This window comes from Silvibacterium dinghuense (assembly GCF_004123295.1).
Lineage (GTDB): Bacteria > Acidobacteriota > Terriglobia > Terriglobales > Acidobacteriaceae > Silvibacterium > Silvibacterium dinghuense.
Genome location: NZ_SDMK01000002.1, coordinates 529219 through 553122 on the forward strand (window position 1 = coordinate 529219; position 23904 = coordinate 553122).

The following is a 23904-nucleotide window of genomic DNA, read 5'->3' on the forward strand; positions in this document are numbered from 1 at the left end:
AGCCGATGGAGTGAGTGCATCGTGTGCGCGCCCATAGCGTCGCCTTCGCAGATTGCTCATTTCCGGGGAGTTTTTCACTATGTCGAGTGTCGGATTTACAACGAGTCTTTTGTCTCAGATCGTCAGCTCATCCTCTACGACCGATCAGTTTGTCACCGACCTGAATCAGCTGGCCGAGGATCTGCAGAGTGGCAATCTCAGCGCCGCAGAACAGGACTATGTCACTCTTTCTGACGATGCGTTGAATGGGACAACGTCATCGACAGCGACCAGCTCGGACAGTGGCATTACCGCCAGTCTGCTGTCGGACATTGCGTCCTCCTCCAGCAGTTCTACATCTTTCGTCGACGAGCTCAATCAGCTCGGGACAGACCTGCAGAGCGGGAATCTTACCTCGGCACAGGATGATTTCTTGGAACTCGATGCTACGGCATTGAACGCTGCATCCGCGGCTGGCACAAGCACCAGCACCAGTTCCTCTACTACAGGCACCAGCACCTCTGCTTCGCAGGCAGAGAGTGAAGAGCTGATCAATGCAGCTGTCGAGGCAATGGAATTTGGAGACGATTCGCTGGCAGGAAGCTCGCTGTCTGAACTAGCCTCGCTTACATCCAGCTCTTCCGGCGCGAATATTCTCGAACAGGACAGCGAGAGCCTCGGCTCAAGCTCGAGCAGTGCCAGCAGTTCTAGCTCTACAGTGAGCCTGCTGGCATAAACCCAGCGATGCTTCAGACCTGAACCACACATCGTCCTCCTGCGTGCGCTATGAAACCATCTTTTGTACAGACCAGGACCGCATTACCTCGCGCCGCGCACGCATAAGCCGCGACTTCACCGCGGACTCACTCATGCCCATACGTAGGGCCAGTTCGCGCGTGGAGCAGTCCAGTGCATGATGCATCACCAACACCTCTCGCAATTTTGGCCGCAGCCGCGCTACGGCATGACGCAGATGTGTTAGGTGCTCACGTTCCATGTAATTGCGCTCCATATCTACCCCGCAATCGGGTAGGCCTTCTTCTCCCATACCGCCGAACACATATTCGTCATCCAGCGGAACCTGAGGTCGCGCGCGATTGCGCCGGAGCAGCCCCAGAGCCGAATTGATCCCGATGCGAACCAGCCAGCTTGAAAACTGCGATCTCCCGTCAAAGCTGCCAAGGTGTAGATACGCCCGCAACAGCGCGTCCTGCAGTGCGTCCTGAGCATCCTCTTCGTTGCGCGTCACGCGCAAAATCGCCCGGTACACGCGCCGTGCATGACGTTCGCACAGCACCGTAAACGCGCCATGGTCACCTGCACATGCCGCCTCGATTAATTGCTTTTCAAGGTCGTAGAGCGGAAGCATCGCATCTCTGCGCACACTTTCTATCTTCATCGCTGGGAGGCCTTTCAGTAGGAAGAAATACAGCGCTGTCATTAGTTATTGCGGCAGGATTTACGACATAGGCTAGCTTCAGAACAACATATGGTTCGTATCGCGTCCATGTTAGAAAAACACCACAAGTGCCAACTTATTTCACTACAGCCTCGGGGCCCCGATGATCCGTCGCACTTCGGCCTCAGCCATGGATAGGCTCAGCTGTGCCGCCAGCAGCTGAGCCCGCGATCCTGCTTCCTGCGCGTGTGCCTCACTTGTGGCCGAAGGCAGCACCTCACTCTGCTCGAACTCCCGATCGCTCAGCCGAGCTGCTTCTGCACGCGCCGTCATCACAGCTTCGGCCGCACGCGTCATCTCGCGCCATTGGTCTACTTTGTCGTAGGCCTGCTCCAGCTGTACCGTGATCTCATCTTCAAGCTTCTGTCTGCTTAACTCTGACATCTCCAGTTCCGTACGCGCATCGCGAACCTGCGACTCGCGTTTGCCTCCGTCAAACAGGTCATACTGCAATGAGAACCCAAAGATGCCAAAGTTATGTACCAGTAACGGCACACCACTCTGATAGCTATAGTGCGCAATTCCCGTCACATCCGGAATATACGCATCCTTTGCTGCTGCTAACCCTGCACGCGCCTTCTCGATTGCCTGTTCCGCCAATCTCAACTCCGGACTTCCGGCCTCTGCAATGCGCAGGCACTCTTCACGCGACGGAAGTGGCACATCCACCATCGCAGTCTCCGGATCAAGGACCAGCGGCGTATGCACCGGAAGCCCCAATAAATCGGCGAGTGAGAGCATCAGCCCATGCAATGTAAGCTCCGCCTCGAGTTCATCCTGCTTCGCTTCCAGGAATGCCGCGTGACTCTCCATCGCCGCTTCGGTCAGAGCATTGCCGCGCTCCACATCGTGCCTCGCCTCATCGTCTTTCACCGTGCGCGCCACGATCTCCTGCTTCGCCGCTTCGATTTTCTGCTGCGCAATCAAGACCTGGTCGTAGAGTTCGCGCGTCTTGAGCGTCACATCATCCTGCCCTCGCTCAAGATCGATATCCGCCATGCGTACATCTGCCTGCGCCGCGCGGTTCGCCTCATGAATCCTGAACAGTTGTGTCGCGGGCTGATCCAGATTTGTACCGCTCGTATAGCTCAGCGAAGAGCCCTGATCGAGAAACAATGTCTTCCCCGGAACCTTTCCTGTTGTAGAGAAATCGCCAAAGGCACCTGCCGGAATCGCTACACCTGCCAGCTCCGTGATGTAAGTCATCTTCGAATCATTCGCAATCTTCGGGAAATACGAGGATCGCGCGATGTCCTTCTTCTGCTTCGCATCCGCGATACCTAACTTATCCAGCTTCACATCGCGATTTTGCTTCATCGCCATATCAATTGCCTGCGGCAGTGTCAGATGCACGGGTGCAGCAGCATCCTGCGCAACGCATGCCATAGGAGCAATCCCGCACATAGCTACAGCAGTCACGCACGCACGTCGCAGCAAAGAAATCTCACGCATCATCCGGTTGGGAATTTGAACTCGAAACATATGCTCCTCAAGCTGCTTTGGCATCAGCGGCGATCACCTTGCGATACGGCACCGGAACCTTTGCCATCGCGGACACGGCCACCAGGCACACCACACAACAGCAGGCAATCAACGCAAAGCTGTCAGCAACTGCCAGAGTTAGCGCCTGTTTCTTCACTTCAGCCGCCAGCAAAACCCCGGCCCGTGCTGTAGCTGTGCCTGCAGATTGGGAAAGTATCCCCGCGCGTAGCGCTAACAGTCTGTGTACCGTAATCGAGCTGCCGGAATTTACGCCAAGCCCAAGAATGTTCGAGTGGAACTGCTCGCGCACCGACAGGAAGCGCCCCATCATCGTCGCTCCCAGCTCTCCGCCCATAAGGCGTACTGTCTGGAAATAGCCGGCGAAGGTCAGCGTATCGATTGGCCGTTTAAGAGCGCCCGTATTGATCAACTCCAAAATTAGAGAGCCAACCATCGCATTAAAGGCCAACGGCAATCCCACCGCCATCACCACCTGTGTCATCACAAAACTGGACCCCGACCATACCGAGGTAAGTTGTGCATTCATCACGCAGGCTAATCCGACCAGCCCAAAGCCTGCCCCCAACAGCAGCCGAGGATCGACCCACCGCATGAGTGCCATCGCTCCAAGTCCCAACAAGAACTGCGGCAGTCCTACCCACAGCAGTACACGGCCAGTCTGCAGTGGAAGATAACCCTGAATCGAGCCAAGGAAGTTAGGAATACTTACCACGGTCGCCAGCATGACAAACCGAAAGCTCACCAGCACCAGGCTCAACAGCAGCGTGTTGCGTCGCCATAGGAACTGAAAGTTTATGAGCGGATTCGGCAGTACAAAATGGCGCACTGCCGCTGCCCCTGCCAGGAACGCTCCAGAGACAAAACACGCCACGATCGTGCCCGAGTGGAACCAGTTCAGTCTCTGCCCCTGGTCAAGCGCAATATAGATCAGCGCTGCTCCGAGACTCGCATAGAGGAATCCACGCCAGTTCACGCGTGGCTTGCCTGGATCTGCCTCCGGTAATGGCTGGTGCGGCATGCCATAGTGCAGCAGTGCGATCATCAGCGGCGTCAGCAATGCGCCATTCCAAAAGATCCACCGCCACGAGAAGTGATCCATGTAGAACGCTTCGAGTGCCGTCGAAGCATCCGTCGTGAACACGATGTCAATCGCATACATCGCAATGCCCAGCAAGATGTAACGCATCGGCAGGCTGCGCAATACAAACGAGAGCGTCAGCGGATAGAACGTTCCTGCCGTCAACCCTGCCAGCACCAGCATGATAAGCACCGGCGTCAGCCCATGGACGAGTGGCAATACCAGCATCAGCACCGTGAACATCACTGCAGCACTCAGCAGCACGCGCCGCGGCCCTAGTAGTCCCCCCAGATAAACCGAGAAGGGCCCGATAAACATCATCGCTGCGTTGAAAGCCGTACCCATCCATGAGGCCTCGTCAAAGCCGAGATGCATTGCCCCACGCAGATCCGCAAGCCCTACACTCAATAGCCGTCCCTGGCAGGTCGAGATCATGGCTCCCAGCAGCACACCCACCACTCCCAACACCGGATGCGTGGTGATAGTCTGCGCGTTACCTTGTCCAGTCTGCGGCTGTGTGCTCACCGTTCCTGCTCCTTGTTAGGATGAACGGTCACCACTGCCGACATCCCCGGTCGTAGCCGCGCAATCTCCGGTTCATCGCCGTCGAGCACCACTTTCACTGGAATCCTCTGCACCACCTTCGTGAAGTTTCCGGTTGCATTGTCTGGAGGCAGCAGCGCGAACTGCGAACCGGAGGCCGGCGAAATCCGAGCTACGTGGCCGTGCAGTTTCACACCTGGAAAACTGTCCACGCGCACATCCACACGATCTCCTTCACGCATGTGTGCCAGCTGCGTTTCAAGAAAGTTTGCCTGTATCCAGGGCTCCTGGTTGACCACATCGATCATCTGCGTCCCCGGAGTCACAAGCTGCCCCACAAACACATGCCGTTCGCTCACAAAACCGTCTTCAGGCGAGGCGATCTTCGTATACCCCAGGTTCACCTGACTGACCGTAATCGCCGACTGCTTCGCTGCGATGTCCGCACGATAGCTGCGGTCTTTCGTATCGAGTGCCAACCGCTGCCGCTCAGCGACCATCACCGCACTCCGTGCGGCAATCTCAGCCGCCTGAGCCTTCGCTAGGTCCGCCTGACTATTGGCCAGTTTTGCCTGCAGTTGCGCAGTCGAAGCTGCCACCTGTTCGATCGTCTGGTGCGTCGCCGCCTGCGAGCTATATAGAGCATCCTGGCGCTTTTGCTCCAGCAGAGCACGCTCGAGTTCCGGCTTTACGGCCTGAATACCTGCCTGGGCCGCCTCGACCGAAGCCTCCGCCTGCTGCACGCCGGCCTTTGCTGCTTCAATCTGCGCATCGGCTACACGCTTCGCATCCTGGTTATCTGCCAGCGCCGCTTCGGATGCGGCCAGTGCGGCCTTTGTCTCTTCGAGTTCCGCACCGTAGTCGCTGTCTTCCAGCTCCATCAGCACCTGCCCCGCCTTCACCGGCTGGTAGTCGCCCACGTTCACCTTGCGCACGGTGCCTGAAATACGCGTGCTCAGCGGCGTTACATCTGCCCGCACATAGGCGTCATCGGTACTCTGCTCGCCGCGTCCACTCTGCCAGAAGAGCCAGCGACCTCGGATGGTGAGCAGCAGTAGCGCAGCCACGGCCAGCACCACCACCGGAATCATCCATGATCGAATTGCAGATTGAATTCCGGATCGTATCTCGGCCTGCTCCGCCATCTCGTCTCGCTCCTTTGCTCTCCCGCTATCTGTCGCTCGCCTGCGTGCTCTCGAAGGCCCGGCATACTGCCTCGCGCAATCTCTCATCGAGTGGTTCCACTACGACGTCGAAGCACCCCAGCTCCAGTGCCTCCGACCATAGCCGGAAGTCTGCCTGCGGCGAATACACCAGAATTGCGCAGTGCGGTTCGCCCGTCGCCAGTTCCCTCCACAACAGCCGCCAGTGCTCGTGCAGCAACGCTGCCGGTGCCAGCAGTACATCGAACGGGCAGCTCTGCCGGTTGATCCGCGCAATCTCGTCTGCGTCACGCAGGAACATCAGGTTTGCGACCACCGGCTCCAGGCAGCGGCTCACCTGCGGCTGCGCTCCTGCCGGAACCAGTGCAACGACTCTCGGCTTTGCCCTGCCCGTCACCACATCCGTCATCGCCCCCGTCACATTTCCAGCTCCGGTTGTCTGGATTTTGCGCTCTATACTGTCGTCTGGCAGCGTGAGCAGAGGTGATCTCACCGTGAGCACGCTCCCTGAAAGATAGGAAGAAGCCAGGTGGAGTCATAGAATGGCTCGGTACGCAGATTACGATCCCCCCGAAGTGCCTCAGAGGTTTCACTCTTGACAGACAACGCCATTCCTCAGGCCGAGATACGGTCGGAGCTCGAGAGAATCCTCGCCAGCCCGCTCTTTTTGCAGTCGGAGCGACTCGCACGCTTTCTTCGCTTCACCATCGAGCAAACACTCCAGGGCGAGCACGCTTCGCTCAAGGAAGCGGTCATCGGAACTCAGGTCTATGACCGCAGACCCACCTATAATCCCAGCCAGGACTCCATCGTTCGCACAGAAGCCCGCCGCCTGCGCACCAAACTCAAGGAGTATTACGAAGGCGAAGGCCGCGATAATCCTGTCTACATCTACTTCCGTCCCGGCTCTTATGTTCCTGTTTTCCGTATGAGACATTCTCTGGAAGGCAACAGCACACCGCGCCATGAAGGCATCTCAATTGCGGTCATACCCTTCGAGCCGCTTTCTGCAAGCTCACTCGCTTCCGCTCTCGCGCTTGGAATCAGCGATGAATTGGTCCATGCCCTCATGCGCACCGAGGGCTGCCGTGTCGTTGCCGCCAGTTCCATCGGGCAACTCGTCGCTCAGGCCGCGGATATCCCCACGCTTGCGCAGCGCCTCGGAGCACAAGTGATCTTCGACGGCACCGTACAGCAGGTCGATTCGCGCATTCGTATCCATGCGCGGTTAGTCGATGCCGAAGGCGCACGCCTCTGGTCGCAGCGATTTGAAGTGAGCGCTGAATCTCCTGACCTCTTTGAAATCCAGGAGCGTGTCGTCTCGGCACTCATGACTCGCACAGGGCCCAGGCTCTCCGCTGTCCGCGCCGGTGCCGGCCTTCCTCCCCCGGAACAGATGCGCTTCTATCCCGATCTGCTCGCTGCCGAAGAACTGCTCGAAGAAGGCACCCTGACAGATCTGCCCCGCGCCCTGCAAGCCTTTCGCCGTTTGGCTGTGCTCACGCCTGACTATCCCCGCGTTCACGCCGGACTCGCCCAGAACCTCGTCTGGCTCGTACAGCGCGGCGCAGTAGACTCTCCTCAATTGGTCCAGGAGGCGCAGCAGGCCGCCGAACAGGCCATCCGGCTCGACCAGGATTTCGCCGACGCCCACTCCGCTCTCGGTTGTGCCCTCACCCTGCAATGGCGCTGGAATGAAGCCGAAACAGCCTTCCGTGCCGCCCTCGATCTTGGACGCACTCATGTCGTCGTGCGCCAGTACGCGGCCTTTCTTACCTTACGAGGCCGGTTCGATGAGGCATGGGATTGCTATCTTGACTGCGAAAAGCTCGATTCTTTTTCGCACCGATTCAAGGCTTCCATCGCACACTTCTTCTTCTTGTCCCGCCGCTATCAGGAAGGTCTCGATTACTTCGCAAGCGTCGATCGCGGCGGCAGCCTCCATCGCCTTCACGATGCGCTCCGCTACGGCACCCTGCCCGCCGAGACCTATGCCTGCCAGGCACTCTCACTCGTACAGCTTGGCCATCGAGAGGAAGCTCTCGCCATGGCTCGTGCCCTCCAGCAGCGCTTTGCCTACCATGCTCTGATGCAGACCGTCGTCGCCGAGATCTTTGCTCTTGCCGGTGAGTCTGCCGCCGCTCATACCCTGCGTGCCAGGATCATTGCTTCCCCCGGCCACCCGCTTCCGATCAGCGGCTTCCGCCTTGCCTCACTCGCTCTCGCTCTTGGCGATCAGGACGAGGCGCTCAACCTGCTCGAGACTGCCGCCAAAAACCGCGAGGCAGAACTGCCTCTGATCGGCATCGATCCTCGTTTCGACTCTTTGCGCCCGCACGAACGTTTCCGCACGCTGGTCACCGATATCGACGGATAAGGCAGATGCTCGCTCCGAAAGCATAGACAGCCCGGAATACGATGCAGGCTCGCCGATTTCTGTCAGCGATAATCCTCCGGATGGACGCTCATGCTATCCGGAGGAAATGAAGACGACAGCGCTCCGAGTACAGTGTTCGGCGTGTCTCCCATGGTCAACTCCAGCACACCGCCCTGCTCAATATCGGCATGGCGAAACCATACCCGGTCGAGCGGCTTCCCGTTCAGTACGATCTTCTGCACATACTTGTTCTGGCGCGATGCACCACGCGCCAGGATGACAAAATCCCTGCCATTCTCAAGATGGATCGTAACCTTGTCAAAGACCGGGCTGACAATGTCATAGACCGGAATGCCCGGCGTCACCGGATAGAAGCCCATCATCGAAAACACGACGAATGCGCTCATTCCACCGCCATCTTCATCACCTGGTATGCCGTGTAATGTATCCGTAAAGAAGGTGTCGAGCAGCATCCGCACGCGGGACTGCGTCTTCCACGGCGCACCGACTCGATCGTAAATATACGGGATCGCGAAGCTGGGCTCGTTGCCCATCGAAAACTGACCGACCATCGATGTAGAGTCAGGAAACTTGGCCTGAAACTCATATTGCGATCGCCCAAGCGGTTCACGGAACAGCTGGTCAAGATGACTCTCGGCCTTTTGCGCGCCACCCATCAGATCGATCAGCCCTGCATAGTCCTGCCCCACATCCCAGGTATAGGTGTACCCGTTATTCTCGTCATAATAATCGCGGCCCCCCATGCCTCCACTGAACTTGGGATCCATCGGCTCAATCCAGTTTCCTGCATCGTCTTTCGGCCACATCATGGCCTTATCTGCCCGGAAGACATTCCTGTAATTACCAGCCCGCTTCAGAAATAACGTCTCATCCTCCGGCTTATGCAGCACACGGGCAAGCTGCGCGATCGACCAGTCGTCGAAGCTGTTTTCAAGTGTCACCGGCACGGGCTGACGTTTCTCAAACGGGTGCACCTGCGGATAGACCTCTTTCTCTCCCGGACGCAGCGCCGGCATATAACCATGCGTGTTATAGAAATCATCGAGCGGTGTCTTCGGCCCCAACCGCCACGGCAGCAGCGTGCTCTCGAGCGAACGTTTCCGTACCCCCTCATACGCAGTGGCAAGATCGAAATTCCTCACTCCCTTGAACCATGCGTCCGCAAACCATGGCGCAGAGTGGTTGCCATTCATGCATGCCACAGGCCCGGTGACATTATTGAATGTCGGCATGATGCCGCCCTGCTCATACATGCGCACGTACGACTGCAGCTTATCCGCCTCCATCGCCGGATGCAGCAGCGTCTGTAGCGGCTCCAGCGCGCGATAGGTATCCCATAACCAGTTGTCTACGTAAAAAGGCCGAGGATCGGTATGCACCTGGTGATCGAAACCACTGTAATAGCGACCATCTTCCGTGATATTGATCATGCGCTCAGAGCTGCGATAAAGCGCCGTATAAAAAACGCGACGCTGCGCCTCCGTGCCGCCCTCTACCGTAATGCGGCCCAGCGTTTCGTTCCAGCGCGCCTTCGCCGCATCGCGAACCTGCTCGAAGCTGCGCGCACCGATCTCATGCTGCAGATTGCGCTTCGCCTGATCGGTGCTGATAAACGACACACCATAACGAAATTCAAGCGTACCTGTATCGGCAGAGATAAGAAGGCGCTGCTTATTCTCAGATTGCGACGCTGAGGCTTGAACCGGCTTGCTGAAAACTCCATAGACATAAGCCGCCATGCCGTCGAACTGCTCTTCCCCCTCGACAACACCGCCATTATGGATGCTGAGATTCCCAGCGATGCGATTGCTCAGCAAAAGTCGTGCCTGCCCATGAGCAAAGTTGAAGCGGAAGAATCCGCAGCGCTCGGTTGCTGTAAATTCCGCATTCGCATCAAGCGAATGAAAGCGCGTCGAGTAGAAATACGGCGTCGTGATTTCCTCGTCATACGCAACGGGAGAACCATCTCCCGGCATAATTCCAAAGAGTTCCGCGCCACGATGCGATTGAATGGTGAGGGGAAAGAACTGGATCTGGTCGGCTGTCGCATCCTCACGCACCGGATACATCCGAACCATGCTGTTCGGCAGATATACCGTCGGCCGGGTCGGCGCAAGAAGGATCGCAATATTTCCGATCGTGGGATCGACAGAGTCCACCTGAGCATAGGCCGCCGCGGTGAACAAACCGAAACAAAGAAGAGAAGCCCGAAGATATTTCTGCACGAAAACCGCCCGATTCATCGCCTTGAACGCTGTATGCATCTCTACGGCATCTTAACGGTTTGTGCGGAGTGCGGGAGAAACTTCTATCATCAATCTCCCGGCGTGTTGCCCCCATGAAACTGGCCAAAATGACGCGCTGAAAAGATACTGATGAGCAGTGCACCTGCTGCAGGCATAAGAACATCGCTCGTCGATCGCGCATCGAAGTGCCCGACGCGTAACACCAGCACATAACCGACGACTGCGTTGAAGAATCCCCATAGAACGTTGACAGTCGAGGAAGAAAGCCCCTGTCCTGGCGGCTTTGCAAAAGGGCTCTGAAAAGGCTGCCCCATCATACCGCTGACACAATGTGGAACGGCGTTGGCCAGAAAGACACCGCCGAAGAAGTACGAGACGAGATGCAGCCAGTTCATTGCTTAGAGCTCCTTTTGGCCAGCAGATCGATAATGTCCTGGGTCGTACCGGTTTCTCCAAGACGAGGAAAAACATGCGAAAGACTGTATGCGTGCGACTCCGAACGCGTGTCGGTCATGGCGTCGAGAGCAAGCGTGACGTGGAAGCCATGCTCATAGGCCTGGCGCGCAGTGGACTCCACGCCGGTTCCGGTAGCCACGCCTGCAAGAACAACCTGCGTGATGCCTCTCGCCTTCAATTGGCTTTCAAGATCTGTGCTCGCGAATGCGCCCCATGTTCTCTTCGTCACCACGATGTCCCCAGGCTGCTCGTTCAACTCGGGAAGCAGGTCTGTGAATCCTTCGGGCAGCGTCGCATAACGTCGTGGCTGCTCGGTGCGGCCGGGAGCTCCACCTGCCACATTCACGAGTACAACTGGGAGCCCATGTTTTCGGAAGGCATCAATCAACATGCAGGAGCGCTCGATAACCTCGGAGATCGGATGGATCGTGGGCGAATTGACAATGCCCTTCTGGAGGTCAACGACGATAAGAGCTGTTTTATCGTCGATCGTTGTGACTGGCATGCGCTTTTCTCCTTCGATCTGGTAGCAACAAGCGGCCTCACGCGAGAGCGCCATCTTCGCTAAGCCGGTTCAGCAGCTCGAGAGCTGCTGATAGCTTCTGCTGCTCCTGAGCGGAGAGCTGTTGCAGGATTGCGGCAGTGAGCCAATCCTGCCTCGCGGCGCGGCCCTCCCGAAGCAATTTTTCACACTTGCTGCTGAGCATCATGAGTGTCTGGCGGCCATCGTTCGGATCGGAAGAGCTATCGACCAGTCCTGTATTCTGCAAAGCAGTGACGATAGAGCTCATCGATTGAGGGCGCATCCCCTCTGCGCGAGCCAGGCCTGACACCGTGGCAGCACCATCCCTTTCAAGACGCAGCAGGACGGAGATTTGAGATGGTGTCAAATCTTCCCTCCCACCGTGCTCGCGCAAGCGGCGCTTCAGCCTGCTCAGGGTAGCCCGAATTTGCGCAGCAAGTTCTGATGCAGTTTCAGACTCGGAGGCGGGCAATCTTTTGCTCATGGTTTGAGCATAGCATTTCTACAGTTTGCCTGTACAGTTTTACTGCATATCTAAATAAAATTTACCTGCTGACTCGGTGAAACGAATCGGAGCTCTATCGCTCGGAACGGAAATTTTCAAATTGCTTTTGCTGATGCCCTGTTTCTCGAAAAAAGTTTTTCGTCGGATGTCGAAATCATCGGAGTTCATACGACATGAAGGTGAAGTCTAAAATCCTTCAACGGAGGAATTCTATGCAATATCTGCTTATGCTGTATGCAGACGACACCCAGTGGAACAACCTGTCCCAGGAGCAGCAGCAACAGGCTGTGGCGGCCTATGGCGCCTATACACAGGCACTCCAGGAAGCCGGAGTGCATAAGGGATCGCATCGGCTGCGGCCAGCGGCAACTGCAACTACCGTGAGCCTGACAAACGGAAAAACGCAGGTGCTGGATGGACCTTTTGTAGACACAAAAGAACAGCTGGGTGGCTATTATCTGATTGACGTACCAGATCTGAATGCAGCGCTGGCATGGGCGCGGCGTTGCCCCGGCGCTCAACACGGAACCGTAGAAGTGCGCGCAATCTGGGAAATAAGCGAGTATCCCAGCTAGCTCGATACTTCCAGGCTATGGGCTGGACTTTTGTCTATGGGATGTTGCACAGAAGTCTGGCCTGTAACAATGACGCATACATGAGCAATGCAGGTGGCGGCGTGCTGGCACATGAGGTGGCAGAGGCAACAGCACGGCATAGTTACGGAAAGCTGATAGCCTTTCTGGCTGCACGATCGGGAGATGTAGCCTCGGCTGAGGATGCGCTGGCGGATGCATTTGCAGCGGCGCTCGATCGCTGGCCGGTAGATGGACCACCTGCAAATCCCGAGGCATGGCTCCTGACGGTAGCACGACGCAGGCTTGTCGATGATTTGCGCAAGCGGCGTAGCGATATCGGAGCCGATGCATTAGAAGCAATAGCTTCAAGCTTGTCCATTGCCGCTGAGGACATGGGTAAGATTCCGGACCGGCGACTTGCCCTGCTGTTTACCTGTGCGCATCCGGCGATTGACGCAGGGATTCGCGCGCCACTCATGCTACAGACGGTGCTCGGCCTAGACGCTGCACGCATTGCTTCAGCCTTTCTAGTTTCTCCATCGGCCATGGGGCAGAGGCTGGTGCGCGCGAAGATCAAAATTCGCCAGGCAGGAATTCCCTTTCAAATTCCTGAACGCAACGAGCTGGGTGAACGGCTGGAAACCGTGCTGGATGCAATTTATGCCGCATTCTCGGAAGGTTGGATGGATGCCGCAGGAACAGATGTGGCGCGACGCGATCTTGCGGAAGAAGCGATCTATCTTTGCCGGCTGGTAACGGAGCTATTGCCCGACGAGCCTGAGGCATGGGGGTTGCTGGCGCTGATGCTTTATGCCGAAGCGCGGCGTGCGGGCCGCAGAGGAGCGGCTGGTGAGTACATTCCATTGGCGCAGCAGAATACGGCGCTGTGGGATGCAAGCCGGATCGAGCAGGCAGAAGCAGTGCTCCGGCATGCGAGTGCAATGGGCAGAATTGGACGTTATCAATTGGAGGCTGCGATTCAGTCGGCACATGTCGAACGGCGCCGGACAGGTCATGCGAACTGGCAGGCCGTGATGAAGTTGTACGATGCGCTGGTAACGCTGACTGCCTCTCCTGTTGCGATGTTGAATCGAGCGCTGGCGATGGCGGAGGTTTCCGGCGCGCAAACAGCGCTTGCCAGTTTGAATGAGATCGGCGCGGATGCGCGACTGATGGAATACCAACCCTATTGGGCAGCCCGGGCAGAACTGCTGTTGCAAACCGGTGCAATGGCTGAGGCACGCCATGCGTATGACGTGGCGATTGGTATGGAACGCGATCCTTCCGTACGACAGTTTCTGGAGGCGAAACGCGCAAAAGCTATTTAGCTAAGAAGTCCCAGCATCTGCTTAGCCTATTCCGACCGCAAAGCCTCCACCGGATTTACCCGCGCAGCGCGGCTTGCCGGCACTGCGGAGGCAATCACTGCCGCAGCAAGAATGACGAAGGCGGATATGAGGAATGCAAGTAATCCAGGTTGGCGCACATCTGCGATATACCTGGCGACTCCGCGCGCAAAAACCAGCCCGCACACAATCCCCACGCCGACGCCGATTCCGGCAATCGTGAACCCTTGCAATATCACGTCCGTGAGAATGTTCCGCGGCTGCGCGCCGAGCGCCATGCGAATCCCAAACTCTCGCGTACGTCCGCTGACAGAAAATGCAAGCACACCGGCTACCCCGACAATTGAGATCAGAAGAGCGACAGCGGCGAAGCCACCGAAGACGATGGCGTTGAGCTTGTCTGGCGTCATTACTTCTGCGCGAATGTCATCGAGTGTGCTCAATTTTTCCACGGGCTGCTCGGCCGAAATCTCGTGAATGGTCCGCGTGATAGCTGGCGCGAGAGCATATGGATCATCGGTCTTGGCACGCACAAATAGCCGCCCCTGCCACCCCTCCTGATCGGTAGGCTGATAAACGGTCATAGCCGGTGCAGGAATAATGTTTTCATCATCGATATCAGGAACAATTCCAACAATGCGGCGTGGCTCGTAGCCGATTCCGACGAACTTCATCACGCCATCAGTCCAGCTCAGTTCGCGATTAAGAGCATTGCCATTCGGGAAAAGCGTCTTGGCCAGGCTTTCGCTCACAATCACGACGCGCTCGCTGCCGGCTTTGTCTGCATCCCGAAAATCGCGCCCCTCTACGAGTGGCACGCCCAATGTATCGAAGTAACCCGGTGAGATCGAACGGAATTTCGCGTGCCAGTCATCGATTCCGTTTTTGCGCGCAGCCCCCGGGATAGCAAAGGCAAAGCTGATATCCAGTCCCTGATCGTCACGCCACGGAACGCTGAAGCCTGTGGAGACATGAGCCACGCCGGGCAACGCGCTCACGCGCCGCTGCACATCATGGTAGAAATTTTGCACCTCCTGAGGCGTTCTCCCATAGGTGAGTACCGGTAGATTGACCGCGAGGACATGCGAAGTATCGAAGGGCGGGCGCGTATTTTCAAGCGTGTAAAGCGTGCGCATGAGTACAGCTGCTCCAGTCAGAAGCAGGAATGAAGCCGTAATCTGCATCACCGCAAAGATGCGTAACCGGCGGTTACTGCTCCCTGTACTGCTGCGTGATCCACCGCTTGCAAGGCTGGTACCGAGTTGCGCACTGGCTGAAGGAAGACGTGGAATGTAAGCGAGAAAAACCGCGGCAACCAGCGCGAGTGCAATGCCAAACCACACCAGGTTGAGGTCGAGCGTCAATCCATCCGCCCGTACCGAGAAACGCGCAGCATAGCGTCCCAGAATAGCAACCATGGGCCATGCAAGGAGCAGGGCTGCAAAAACTCCGCTTCCGCAAAGCACAAGGCTTTCAGCCAGCAGCGAGCGGCGCAGCGATGCTGTGCTGGCTCCAAGCGCTGAGCGCACGGCCAATTCGGATTCGCGGCGAACAGTACGAGCGAGCACCAGATTCGCCACATTCGAGCAGGCAATGATGAAGAGCAAACCAGCAGCCGCAAAAAGCACCCACAGAACAGTGTTCGCACGAGAATTGATCTGCTCATGCATGCGCTTCACTTCTATTTGGTAATGATTGTCGGGCCTGTAGACTTCTGGGTGCGCGCTCAGCATGGCGGCGTAGCGCACGCGCAATTCAGAGCGCGCGGCATCAAGTGTGGCCCCCGGCGCCAGCCGAGCGAAGACCTCCGTCATCCGATGCTCCCGGCCCGTGACCATGGTGGCAGAGAGATGATGCGGGCTCGTAACGATGTTGGCCATAATCTCAGTGGCGACTGGATATGGAACCGAAGGTTCAAGCACTCCAACGATGGTCGCGTTCCGCGGTCCAGCAAAGCTTTCAAGATGCACAGACTTGCCAATCACGCTGGGATCGCCGTGCAATGACTCCTTCCAGAAGCGATACGTCAGCACAACGGCTCCTGCTGCATTAGGACCGTCATCGGACGTTGTCAACAGCCGGCCCAGCACAGGCCGCAATCCCATGACCTCAAAGTAGTGACCATCGACAACACCTGCTGGAATTTCGCGTGGCGTCCCCAGACCGATGATCGTAAAGTCCAGAGTCGAAAAGGTTCCGAGCTCAGTGATGGTCTTGAGATTCTTCCCGAGATCATCGATCTCCGGAATAGAAAAAGTCGTGTTTTGCTCGCCCAGTCCGGGCGCGCTCTGCCTTAGGTAAAGCAAGCGATCCTCATCGCGATTTGCAAGAGGACGCAGCAGCACCGCACGCACTACGCTAAAGATGGCGGCGTTCGCACCGATGCCAAGCGCCAGCGTGAGGGCTACCGTAAACCACAACGAGCGTACGCGCCATAACGAGCGTACCGCAATCTTCAGATCGTGAAGGAATAACATGAAGGTCCTCGACGCTCTTCAGGCTTGGCTAACCCTCGATCTATCCTCTTGCCACCATGCCTTGTGTTTCAAAACCAGGCCAAGTGCGTGGTCAGCGATATACGTTGATATCAACACATCAAAGAAAGTGTCAAGCCGGAAATCGACATCATGACCCTGAATTTCCACTGCCTGGTCCGTAAATCATCCTCTTCACCAGACACGAGCGCACTTCCTTCCTGATCCGCTCTCTCACGTCTCGAGGCAGCATCCCATAAACTTCTATTAGCTCAACCAGATTCCGCAAAGACAGAGGCATGAGGATTGAAGCAGTCAGTGCATAAGGTTGAAATATCGACACGCGGCCAGGGTCTTTATGAATTTACGTCGACCATCGACGAATGGGTGGTGCGTCAAAAGATCCAGACCGGCCTGCTGACAGTATTTTGCCGGCATACTTCAGCTTCGCTTTTGATCCAGGAAAATGCCGATCCTACCGTGCGACGCGACATCAAAGCATATTTCGACCATCTCGCGCCTGAGGATGGGCCGTACATTCATACCGCAGAAGGCCCTGACGATATGCCGGCTCATCTGAAAACCGCATTGACCCAGGTGCAGTTATCCATACCAGTGATCAATGGCAACCTCGTGTTGGGTACCTGGCAAGGCGTCTACCTTTTTGAACATCGCACGCATCCTCATCGGCGAGAAATCGTGCTGCACCTGATCGGGGATGAGAGAGGAAACAGATGAAGGCACTCATGCTTTCCGAATACGGAAATCTGCAGATCATGGATATCTCTGTCCCCACCTGCGCTTCCGACGAAGTGTTGATTCGAGTAGCAGCCTGTGGCATCTGTGGCAGCGATGTGCATGGCTACCAGGGCGCTTCCGGGCGTCGCATCCCGCCCATCGTAATGGGCCATGAGGCAGCCGGCATCATCGAGCGGGTAGGCGCTGAGGTAAAAGACTACAAGCCAGGCGATCGCGTCACCTTTGACTCCACCGTGTATTGCGGCAAGTGCGAATTCTGTCAGCGCGGCGAAGTGAACCTCTGTGATCATCGCCAGGTTCTCGGTGTTTCCTGCGGAGACTACCGGCGCGATGGTGCCTTCGCGGAACTGGTTGCGGTCCCAGCACGCATCCTTTATCGACTTCCCGACCAATTCCCTTTCGAAGAAGCCGCAATGCTCGAAGCAGTATCTGTCGCTCTGCACGGCGTGCGTGTCACACAGATGAAAGGCGATGAGTCCGTGCTGGTGATCGGCGCCGGCATGATCGGTCTGCTCACAGCGCAAGCAGCAAGATCCGCTGGCTGCAATGCAGTCATGATTGCCGATGTGGATGCGGCGCGATTGAAGATCGCCAAGGAAGTCGGCATACCGGACACGCTGCATCTTGGCGGTAAAGAACTGATTCATGAAGTATTGCGTCGTACTGGAGGACGCGGTGTGGACATAGTGCTGGAGGCTGTGGGTCGAGCCGAAACCGTCGTTGCTGCCATCGAGTGCGTACGCAAAGGCGGCACTGTCACGCTCATTGGCAACATCGAACCGGAAGTGCCGCTGCCGCTGCAACGCGTAGTCACGCGTGAAGTCCGCTTACAGGGCTCCTGCGCCTCGGCTGGCGAATATGAAGAGGCGATTCGCCTGATGAGCCATGGCGCTATCACAGTCAAGCCATTGATCTCTGCCACATCCTCGCTGGAACAGGCTTCCGACTGGTTCCGCCGCCTGCACAACCGAGAGACCGGCCTGCTGAAGGTCGTTGTTACGCCGAACGCATAATAAAGGCATACGCATGAGCTATAACTTCTTCGATCTCACGGGACAGGTAGCTGTGGTCACCGGCGCATCGCGCGGTTTAGGCCAGTATTTCTCACGAGCTCTCGGCCGCGCCGGTGCAAAGCTCATCATCACCAGCCGCAAAGCCGGTGACTGCGATCTGTTCCTTCAAGAACTGTCCGACCTGGGGATCGAGGCGAAGGCACTCACGCTGAATGTGCGCGAGAAAGACAGCATCTCCGCATTCGCCTCGGCTGCGGAAGCCGCTTATGGCAAGATCGATATCCTGGTAAACAACGCTGGCTGCAACATCCGCAAACCCGCGTTTGAAGTCACGTGGGAAGACTGGAACACCATCCTCGATACGAACCTGCGTGGACCATTCTTTGTTGCACAAGCGATTGCACAAAACATGGCTCAGCGCGGCTACGGCCGCATCATTAACATCGGCTCTGTCACCAGTGTCTTCGGCTACAGCGGCCTGTCTCCCTACGGAGCCAGCCGCGGAGGCATTCGCCAGCTTACGATGAGCCTGGCCGACGACTGGGGTAAGTACGGTATCACCGTCAACGTCCTTGCCCCAGGCTGGTTCAGGACCGAACAAAACAAGGTGATGTATGAGGATGAGACCTGGGTCGAGTATCTGAAGGAGCGCATCCCCCTCAACCGTCCCGGAAAACCCGATGATCTGGATGGCGCGATCGTCTTTCTTGCCAGCGAAGCCTCGCGCTACATGACTGGGCAGATATTGCTGGTGGATGGCGGCATCACTGTAGGCCGCACCCGTGCAACCGTGAACAAGTAGGCTGCCGCGTATGTTCCAACGCGCCCGGAGCGATCAAAATGCATTCCCTGCTGGCGTTGCATCTATCTTCACCGGCTCAATACGCCCCAGCATCGTCCCATAGGCAACCAGGCCCATGAGGATGTACACCGTTGGGATCACGAACGCAAGCACATAGCGATGCGTAAGCTGCACCATCCATCCGGTCAGAATAGGTGCGGCAATCGCTGAGAGCTGGTTGGAGAAGTTCATGATCCCTCCTACCTTTCCAGCACTCGAATTCGGCACCAGAAGCGACGGCAGGCTCCACAGAACTGGCGATGCGGCGGCGAGACCACTGATGGCGATCGTGATCGGAATCAATGCCGAGATGACGCTGTGCGCAAAGGCAGCACCTGCAATGCCCAGGCCGCAACACATGCCGCCAATCAGCACCGTCCGCCGCACTGCACTGGCATCCAGCCCACGCTTGATAAGCAAGTCCACTAGCACTCCACCAATGAGCAGCCCGCAAAGCGTAGCCACCAGCCAGGGCGCGCCGGTGTATAGGAACGACTGCCGCAACGTGATGTGCTGCGTCTGGGCCAGATAGGTCGGCAGCCAGGTCAGCAGCAGGTAAAACACATAGTTGTAGGCTCCGGAGCCGATAGCAGCTCCGATCACCTTGCGCTGGCGCAGCAAACGGCTCAGTGGAACGGGTGGCGCAAGCATAGCCCCAACATCGTCCGCGCCTCTCTCATCCCGAATAATCTTGTGCGGGAAGAAGCGGCTTCGCTCGCGATACAGCAATGCAAATACGGCGAGATAGCCAAATGACAGCAACCCGGTAAATCCGAAGGACCAACGCCAGCCCACCCGCAACAGGAGCAGTCCTAACAACGGTACACCGATCGCATTCGCCAGCTTTGCGGTGCTATCGAAGATGGCGGTCGCAAACGAGCGTTCCCCTGTCGGGAACCACGCTCCTACAGCTTTGGCACTTGCTGGAAAGGTTGGCGCTTCACCGATGCCCAGCAGCAGCCGCGCCGCGAAGAACACGACTAGACCGGGCGCAAAGGCTGCGGCAATGGAAGCAATCCCCCAGATCGCGGTTGATATCAGCGAGACTTTGCGCACGCCAAACTTATCCAGCACCACTCCCGTCGGCAGCTGACAGGCAGCGTAAGTCCATGAATAAGCTGCTGAGAGCTGCCCAAAGACAGCCGGTGTAATGTGGAAGCTTTCGACAAGCGCGTCATGCGATACCGAAAGATTTACGCGATCGAAGTAGTTGACCAGCACCCCAAAACCGAGCAACAGGCCAATGGTCCAGCGATAGGGCTCAGATGAGGAGTACTCCGAGGTTAGCTCTTCGGCAATAGGCATCTGCGCCAGTGTAGAGGAAGTCTCTGGAGGCGAACATCTGCAGATAAATCCAAATCTCAAGCAATGATTAAGACATGGAAAGAGTGATCTGCTGCGCTGAGTCTATATTTAGAAGGGAGTTTGGTAGCGCCATCGGGGATCGAACCCGAACTCTTCGCCTTGAGAGGGCGACGTGTTAACCAATTACACCATGGCGCCGTATTGGACCTTGGCCTGGCGGATCTCCTTATAAAAGGCATCCTGCGTCAGAACCAACTTCTTGAATATAACAGAAAAATCATCTCTTAGCTGTGGATTCTTGCGCAAATACACCGTGCAACAGCCCCCTATCCGGCCAACGCTTCCCGGCTTGGAGATCCCTGAGTGAACCGCTCCCGCATTCGTTGCACCTCTTCGATGGGCGAGGTCCCAAACATGCGTTTGAATTCCCTGCTGAACTGCGAGGGACTCTGATAGCCCACGCGTTCCGCCGCGATCGAGGCACTCAGCGAGTCCTGCACCATCATCATGCGTGCTTTATGCAACCGCACCGCCTTCAGATACTGGAGCGGAGAGGTCCCGGTCACCGCCTTGAAGTGATGATGCAGTGCCGATATGCTCATCCCGGCTTCCTGAGCCAGAGCCGGAACTTCAAAGACTCCCGCATACTCCGAATGCATGCGATGCAGGATGCGGTGCATCTGTAACCGTGAAGGGTCCATAAGCAGTAGAGACTGCAGTGCTCCGCCCTGTCGGCCGCGCAGTACCCGGTAGGTCATCTCACGAATGATTTGCGGCCCTAGCACACTGGCATCGAGCGGGCTCGTCATGCATTCCAGCAATCGCACCGCGGCATCGCTAAGCCCGGGATCCATCGGCGTCGCACTCACGGTCGATTCCGGAGTGGTCACCAATGTCGGCCGCGACGGCATCTCCATGCGCAAAAGGATCTCACTCACAACCGCAAGATCGATACGCACGCCAATCCCAAGAAACGGACCATCCTCACCAATCTCGGTATCGCACTCAAAGGGCATCGGCACCGTGAGAGTCAGATAATTCCGGGCGTCGTAATGGTAGACCTTGTCGTGCAGAAAGCCGCGCTTGCGTCCCTGCGCCACAATCACGATGCTCGGCTCATACAGCACCGGAACACGCGTACAGGCACAACTGGAGCGAAGGAGGCGCACACCTTCGATAGGGCCAGGACGCATACCGTCCAGGTGAGCCAGTTGGCCGAGAAGCTCCACCATGCGGCGCCGATTCTGCTCGAAAGTATCCATCACTATCGAGATTACCGGAGAAAGGCCCGGCAAGAGAAATCATCTGGAGAATCAGGCAAGAATGGGGCAGGTCTGTGTATGGATTTTTCCCCGCACATCGGTTTTCATAGATCTGGGTCCAAGAGGGCCGTAAGGAAGGATCGAAAAAAGTTATGTCTACTTCTGCGAAGTCGTACGCGGCGCAGTCGGCAACCTCGCCGCTGGCGCCTTTCACGCTGGAACGGCGCACTCCCACGGAGACCGACGTCGCCATTGAGATTCTCTTCTGCGGTGTCTGCCACTCTGACCTGCACACCGCCCGCAACGAATGGCAAAATACCACCTTCCCGACCGTCCCCGGCCACGAGATCGTCGGCCGCGTCACTGCAGTTGGCTCCAAGGTCACGAAATTCAGGCAAGGTGATCTGGTTGGCGTCGGCTGTATGGTCGATTCCGACCGTACCTGTCCAGCATGCCAGGCTGGTCTCGAACAGTATTGCGTCCAGTTCCCGATTCTCACCTATAACAGCCCGGACAAGCACCTCGGCGGCATGACCTACGGCGGCTACTCAGATAGCATCGTCGTCGACGAGGCCTTCGTCCTGCGTGTTCCCGAAAATCTTGATCCTGCCGCAGCGGCCCCCCTGCTCTGCGCCGGTATCACCACCTACTCGCCGCTCCGCCACTGGAAGGTCGGCAAGGGGCAGAAGGTCGGCATTGTCGGCCTGGGCGGACTCGGCCACATGGGTCTCAAGTTCGCGCATGCCATGGGGGCACACACCGTGCTCTTCACCACCTCGCCCAGCAAGGCGGAAGATGCCAAGCGGCTCGGCGCCGACGAGGTCATCATTTCGAAGAATGCTGACGAGATGCAGAAGCACGCCGGCAGCTTCGACTTCATCCTCGACGCCGTCGCTGCGGATCATGATCTGAATGCCTATCTCAATCTTCTGAAGGTAGACGGCTCCATGGTTCTGGTCGGCGCACCCGAGAAGCCGCTGCCGGTCTCCTCCTTCAGCCTCATCCTTGGCCGCCGCAGCCTCGCCGGATCACTCATCGGAGGCATCCCGGAAACCCAGGAGATGCTCGACTTCTGCGGCCAGCACAATATCGTCAGCGACATCGAAAAAATCGATATCCAGAACATCAACGAGGCCTACGAGCGCATGCTGAAGAGCGACGTGAAGTATCGCTTCGTTATCGATATGGCCTCGCTCAAGAAGTAAGCAAACTCCAACCTCAACGCGCGAATCCAACCAGGGTTCGCGCGTCTTTTCTTGCCTAAACCTCTCTACAAAGCATTCGACCTCCGCTTCGATGTAGCATCCTTGCTTGCAGACGAATTCCCCCGCGGCACATTCTTACGGAGCCGCAGCCCGGAGATGCAATGAAGACGATTCAAGGTCCTGCGCTCTTCATCGCGCAGTTCATCGGCGATAAGCACCCATTCCATTCGCTTGCCGGCATTGCACAATGGGCTTCGCAGTTAGGCTTTCGCGGACTCCAGCTGCCCACCAACGATCCCCGCTTCCTTGACCTCGCACTCGCAGCCGAGAGCACAGCTTACTGCGACGATCTCCGCGCCACACTCGCCCGGCACAATCTCGTCGTTACCGAACTCTCTACGCATCTGCAAGGTCAGCTCATCGCCATCCATCCTGCGTACGAGAGCCTCTTCGCCGCCTTCGGTCCGCCGCAGCTTGCCGATCGCCCTGCGGAGCGGCAGGCCTGGGCCGCGCAACAGCTCGCACTCGCAGCAAAGGCCAGCCGCAATCTCGGCCTCGCCGCGCATGCCACCTTCTCCGGTGCGCTTGCGTGGCCATACTTCTATCCGTGGCCACAACGCCCTGCCGGCCTGATCGATGAAGCCTTCGCCGAACTCGCCCGCCGCTGGCAACCGATTTTGCATGCCTTCGACGAGGCTGGCGTCGATCTCTGCTTCGAACTCCACCCAGGAGAAGACCTGCACGACGGCATCACCTTCGAGCGCTTTCTTGATGCCGTTCAGCATCACCCGCGTGCCCGGATTTTATTCGACCCAAGCCACTTCATCCTGCAACAACTCGACGCGCTCGCCTTCCTCGATCTCTACCATCCCTGGATACGCGCCTTTCATGTCAAAGATGCCGAGTTCCGCATCAGCGGACGTTCTGGAGCCTACGGTGGCTATCAGGACTGGATTGACCGCCCCGGCCGCTTTCGCACGCCCGGCGATGGGCAGGTCGACTTCAAGGCCATCTTCAGCAAGCTGGCGCAGTATGACTACCCAGGCTGGGCCGTCCTCGAATGGGAAGACTGCCTGAAAAACAGCGAGGATGGCGCGCGCGAAGGCGCCGCATTCATCGCTCAGCACATCCTTCGCGTCACCGATCACGCCTTCGATGACTTCGCGCGCACAGAGAACACGCCAGCGCTCCATCGCCGTCTGCTCGGAATTTGACCCATAGCGCGACACAACCGTGCATCATGAAAGCAGCACAGTTGCGAAGGAGGACGG

The 23904-nt window shown here is 57.3% G+C and carries 21 protein-coding genes and 1 tRNA gene; 9 read left to right on the forward strand and 13 right to left on the reverse strand.

Annotated elements, in window-relative coordinates; all coding sequences use genetic code 11:
• Positions 1-109 precede the first annotated feature (109 nt).
• Positions 110-715 carry a hypothetical protein gene (locus ESZ00_RS11400; protein ID WP_129208378.1) on the forward strand — a complete coding sequence of 202 codons (606 nt, stop codon included), beginning with the start codon at positions 110-112 and terminating at the stop codon, positions 713-715.
• A 48-nt stretch (positions 716-763) separates the two neighbouring features.
• Here the strand turns inward: ESZ00_RS11400 and ESZ00_RS11405 are convergent, their stop codons facing one another.
• From ESZ00_RS11405 to ESZ00_RS11425, 5 genes are all read right to left on the reverse strand, one after another.
• Positions 764-1420, reverse strand: a complete 657-nt coding sequence (locus tag ESZ00_RS11405) for an RNA polymerase sigma factor (protein WP_129208379.1) — start codon at positions 1418-1420, stop codon at positions 764-766.
• 102 nt (positions 1421-1522) lie between these two features.
• Complete coding sequence (locus ESZ00_RS11410) at positions 1523-2824, reverse strand: TolC family protein (protein ID WP_164981478.1); 1302 nt, start codon at positions 2822-2824, stop codon at positions 1523-1525.
• A gap of 103 nt (positions 2825-2927) precedes the next feature.
• Positions 2928-4544, reverse strand: coding sequence for an MFS transporter (locus tag ESZ00_RS11415; protein ID WP_229741200.1), 1617 nt, complete (start codon positions 4542-4544; stop codon positions 2928-2930).
• On the reverse strand, positions 4541-5707 hold the full coding sequence (locus ESZ00_RS11420) for an HlyD family secretion protein (RefSeq protein ID WP_129208383.1): 1167 nt from the start codon (positions 5705-5707) through the stop codon (positions 4541-4543). Before ESZ00_RS11420 ends, ESZ00_RS11415 begins: the two co-directional genes overlap by 4 nt.
• 25 nt (positions 5708-5732) lie before the next feature.
• The gene (locus tag ESZ00_RS11425) at positions 5733-6218 is read right to left on the reverse strand and encodes a hypothetical protein (RefSeq protein WP_129208385.1); all 486 of its coding nucleotides are present in this window, start codon (positions 6216-6218) and stop codon (positions 5733-5735) included.
• Positions 6219-6320: 102 nt separating this feature from the next.
• On the opposite strand from ESZ00_RS11425, the gene ESZ00_RS11430 reads away from it, so the two are divergent.
• Complete coding sequence (locus tag ESZ00_RS11430) at positions 6321-8102, forward strand: hypothetical protein (protein ID WP_129208386.1); 1782 nt, start codon at positions 6321-6323, stop codon at positions 8100-8102.
• A 62-nt stretch (positions 8103-8164) separates the two neighbouring features.
• Here the strand turns inward: ESZ00_RS11430 and ESZ00_RS11435 are convergent, their stop codons facing one another.
• Genes ESZ00_RS11435 through ESZ00_RS11450 form a run of 4 tightly spaced genes read right to left on the reverse strand, consistent with a single transcriptional unit; the run spans position 8165 to position 11832 of the window.
• Entirely contained in the window at positions 8165-10387 is a 2223-nt protein-coding gene (locus ESZ00_RS11435; RefSeq protein ID WP_129208387.1) for a GH92 family glycosyl hydrolase, read from the reverse strand.
• Between the two features lie 50 nt (positions 10388-10437).
• A complete protein-coding gene (locus ESZ00_RS11440) occupies positions 10438-10764 on the reverse strand; it encodes a hypothetical protein (protein ID WP_129208389.1) in 327 nt (108 codons plus the stop codon).
• Positions 10761-11330, reverse strand: a complete 570-nt coding sequence (locus ESZ00_RS11445) for an isochorismatase family protein (protein ID WP_129208391.1) — start codon at positions 11328-11330, stop codon at positions 10761-10763. The genes ESZ00_RS11440 and ESZ00_RS11445 overlap by 4 nt, the downstream gene beginning before the upstream one ends.
• A gap of 37 nt (positions 11331-11367) precedes the next feature.
• Complete coding sequence (locus ESZ00_RS11450) at positions 11368-11832, reverse strand: MarR family winged helix-turn-helix transcriptional regulator (protein ID WP_129208393.1); 465 nt, start codon at positions 11830-11832, stop codon at positions 11368-11370.
• Between the two features lie 233 nt (positions 11833-12065).
• Here ESZ00_RS11450 and ESZ00_RS11455 point away from each other — a divergent pair, with 233 nt between their 5' ends.
• The gene (locus tag ESZ00_RS11455; RefSeq protein ID WP_129208931.1) at positions 12066-12428 is read left to right on the forward strand and encodes a YciI family protein; all 363 of its coding nucleotides are present in this window, start codon (positions 12066-12068) and stop codon (positions 12426-12428) included.
• 80 nt (positions 12429-12508) lie between these two features.
• Positions 12509-13756: an RNA polymerase sigma factor gene (locus ESZ00_RS11460; protein WP_129208394.1), complete on the forward strand. Its 1248-nt coding sequence runs from the start codon at positions 12509-12511 to the stop codon at positions 13754-13756.
• Positions 13757-13782: 26 nt separating this feature from the next.
• On the opposite strand, the gene ESZ00_RS11465 is transcribed toward ESZ00_RS11460, so the two are convergent.
• Entirely contained in the window at positions 13783-16251 is a 2469-nt protein-coding gene (locus ESZ00_RS11465; protein WP_129208395.1) for an ABC transporter permease, read from the reverse strand.
• 303 nt (positions 16252-16554) lie between these two features.
• On the opposite strand from ESZ00_RS11465, the gene ESZ00_RS11470 reads away from it, so the two are divergent.
• From ESZ00_RS11470 to ESZ00_RS11480, 3 genes are read left to right on the forward strand one after another with little or no spacing between them, the layout of a single operon-like run.
• Positions 16555-16986, forward strand: a complete 432-nt coding sequence (locus ESZ00_RS11470; RefSeq protein ID WP_129208396.1) for a secondary thiamine-phosphate synthase enzyme YjbQ — start codon at positions 16555-16557, stop codon at positions 16984-16986.
• Positions 16983-18020: a galactitol-1-phosphate 5-dehydrogenase gene (locus ESZ00_RS11475; protein WP_129208397.1), complete on the forward strand. Its 1038-nt coding sequence runs from the start codon at positions 16983-16985 to the stop codon at positions 18018-18020. Before ESZ00_RS11470 ends, ESZ00_RS11475 begins: the two co-directional genes overlap by 4 nt.
• A 13-nt stretch (positions 18021-18033) precedes the next feature.
• A complete protein-coding gene (locus ESZ00_RS11480; protein WP_129208398.1) occupies positions 18034-18822 on the forward strand; it encodes an SDR family NAD(P)-dependent oxidoreductase in 789 nt (262 codons plus the stop codon).
• 33 nt (positions 18823-18855) lie between these two features.
• Here the strand turns inward: ESZ00_RS11480 and ESZ00_RS11485 are convergent, their stop codons facing one another.
• From ESZ00_RS11485 to ESZ00_RS11495, 3 genes are all read right to left on the reverse strand, one after another.
• Positions 18856-20166, reverse strand: coding sequence for an MFS transporter (locus ESZ00_RS11485; RefSeq protein ID WP_129208400.1), 1311 nt, complete (start codon positions 20164-20166; stop codon positions 18856-18858).
• Between the two features lie 121 nt (positions 20167-20287).
• Positions 20288-20364 (reverse strand) — tRNA-Glu (locus ESZ00_RS11490).
• A 128-nt stretch (positions 20365-20492) separates the two neighbouring features.
• Positions 20493-21428, reverse strand: coding sequence for an AraC family transcriptional regulator (locus tag ESZ00_RS11495; RefSeq protein WP_129208402.1), 936 nt, complete (start codon positions 21426-21428; stop codon positions 20493-20495).
• Between the two features lie 152 nt (positions 21429-21580).
• On the opposite strand from ESZ00_RS11495, the gene ESZ00_RS11500 reads away from it, so the two are divergent.
• Positions 21581-22633: an NAD(P)-dependent alcohol dehydrogenase gene (locus ESZ00_RS11500; RefSeq protein ID WP_129208404.1), complete on the forward strand. Its 1053-nt coding sequence runs from the start codon at positions 21581-21583 to the stop codon at positions 22631-22633.
• 161 nt (positions 22634-22794) lie between these two features.
• Entirely contained in the window at positions 22795-23847 is a 1053-nt protein-coding gene (locus ESZ00_RS11505; RefSeq protein ID WP_129208405.1) for a sugar phosphate isomerase/epimerase family protein, read from the forward strand.
• Positions 23848-23904 lie beyond the last annotated feature (57 nt).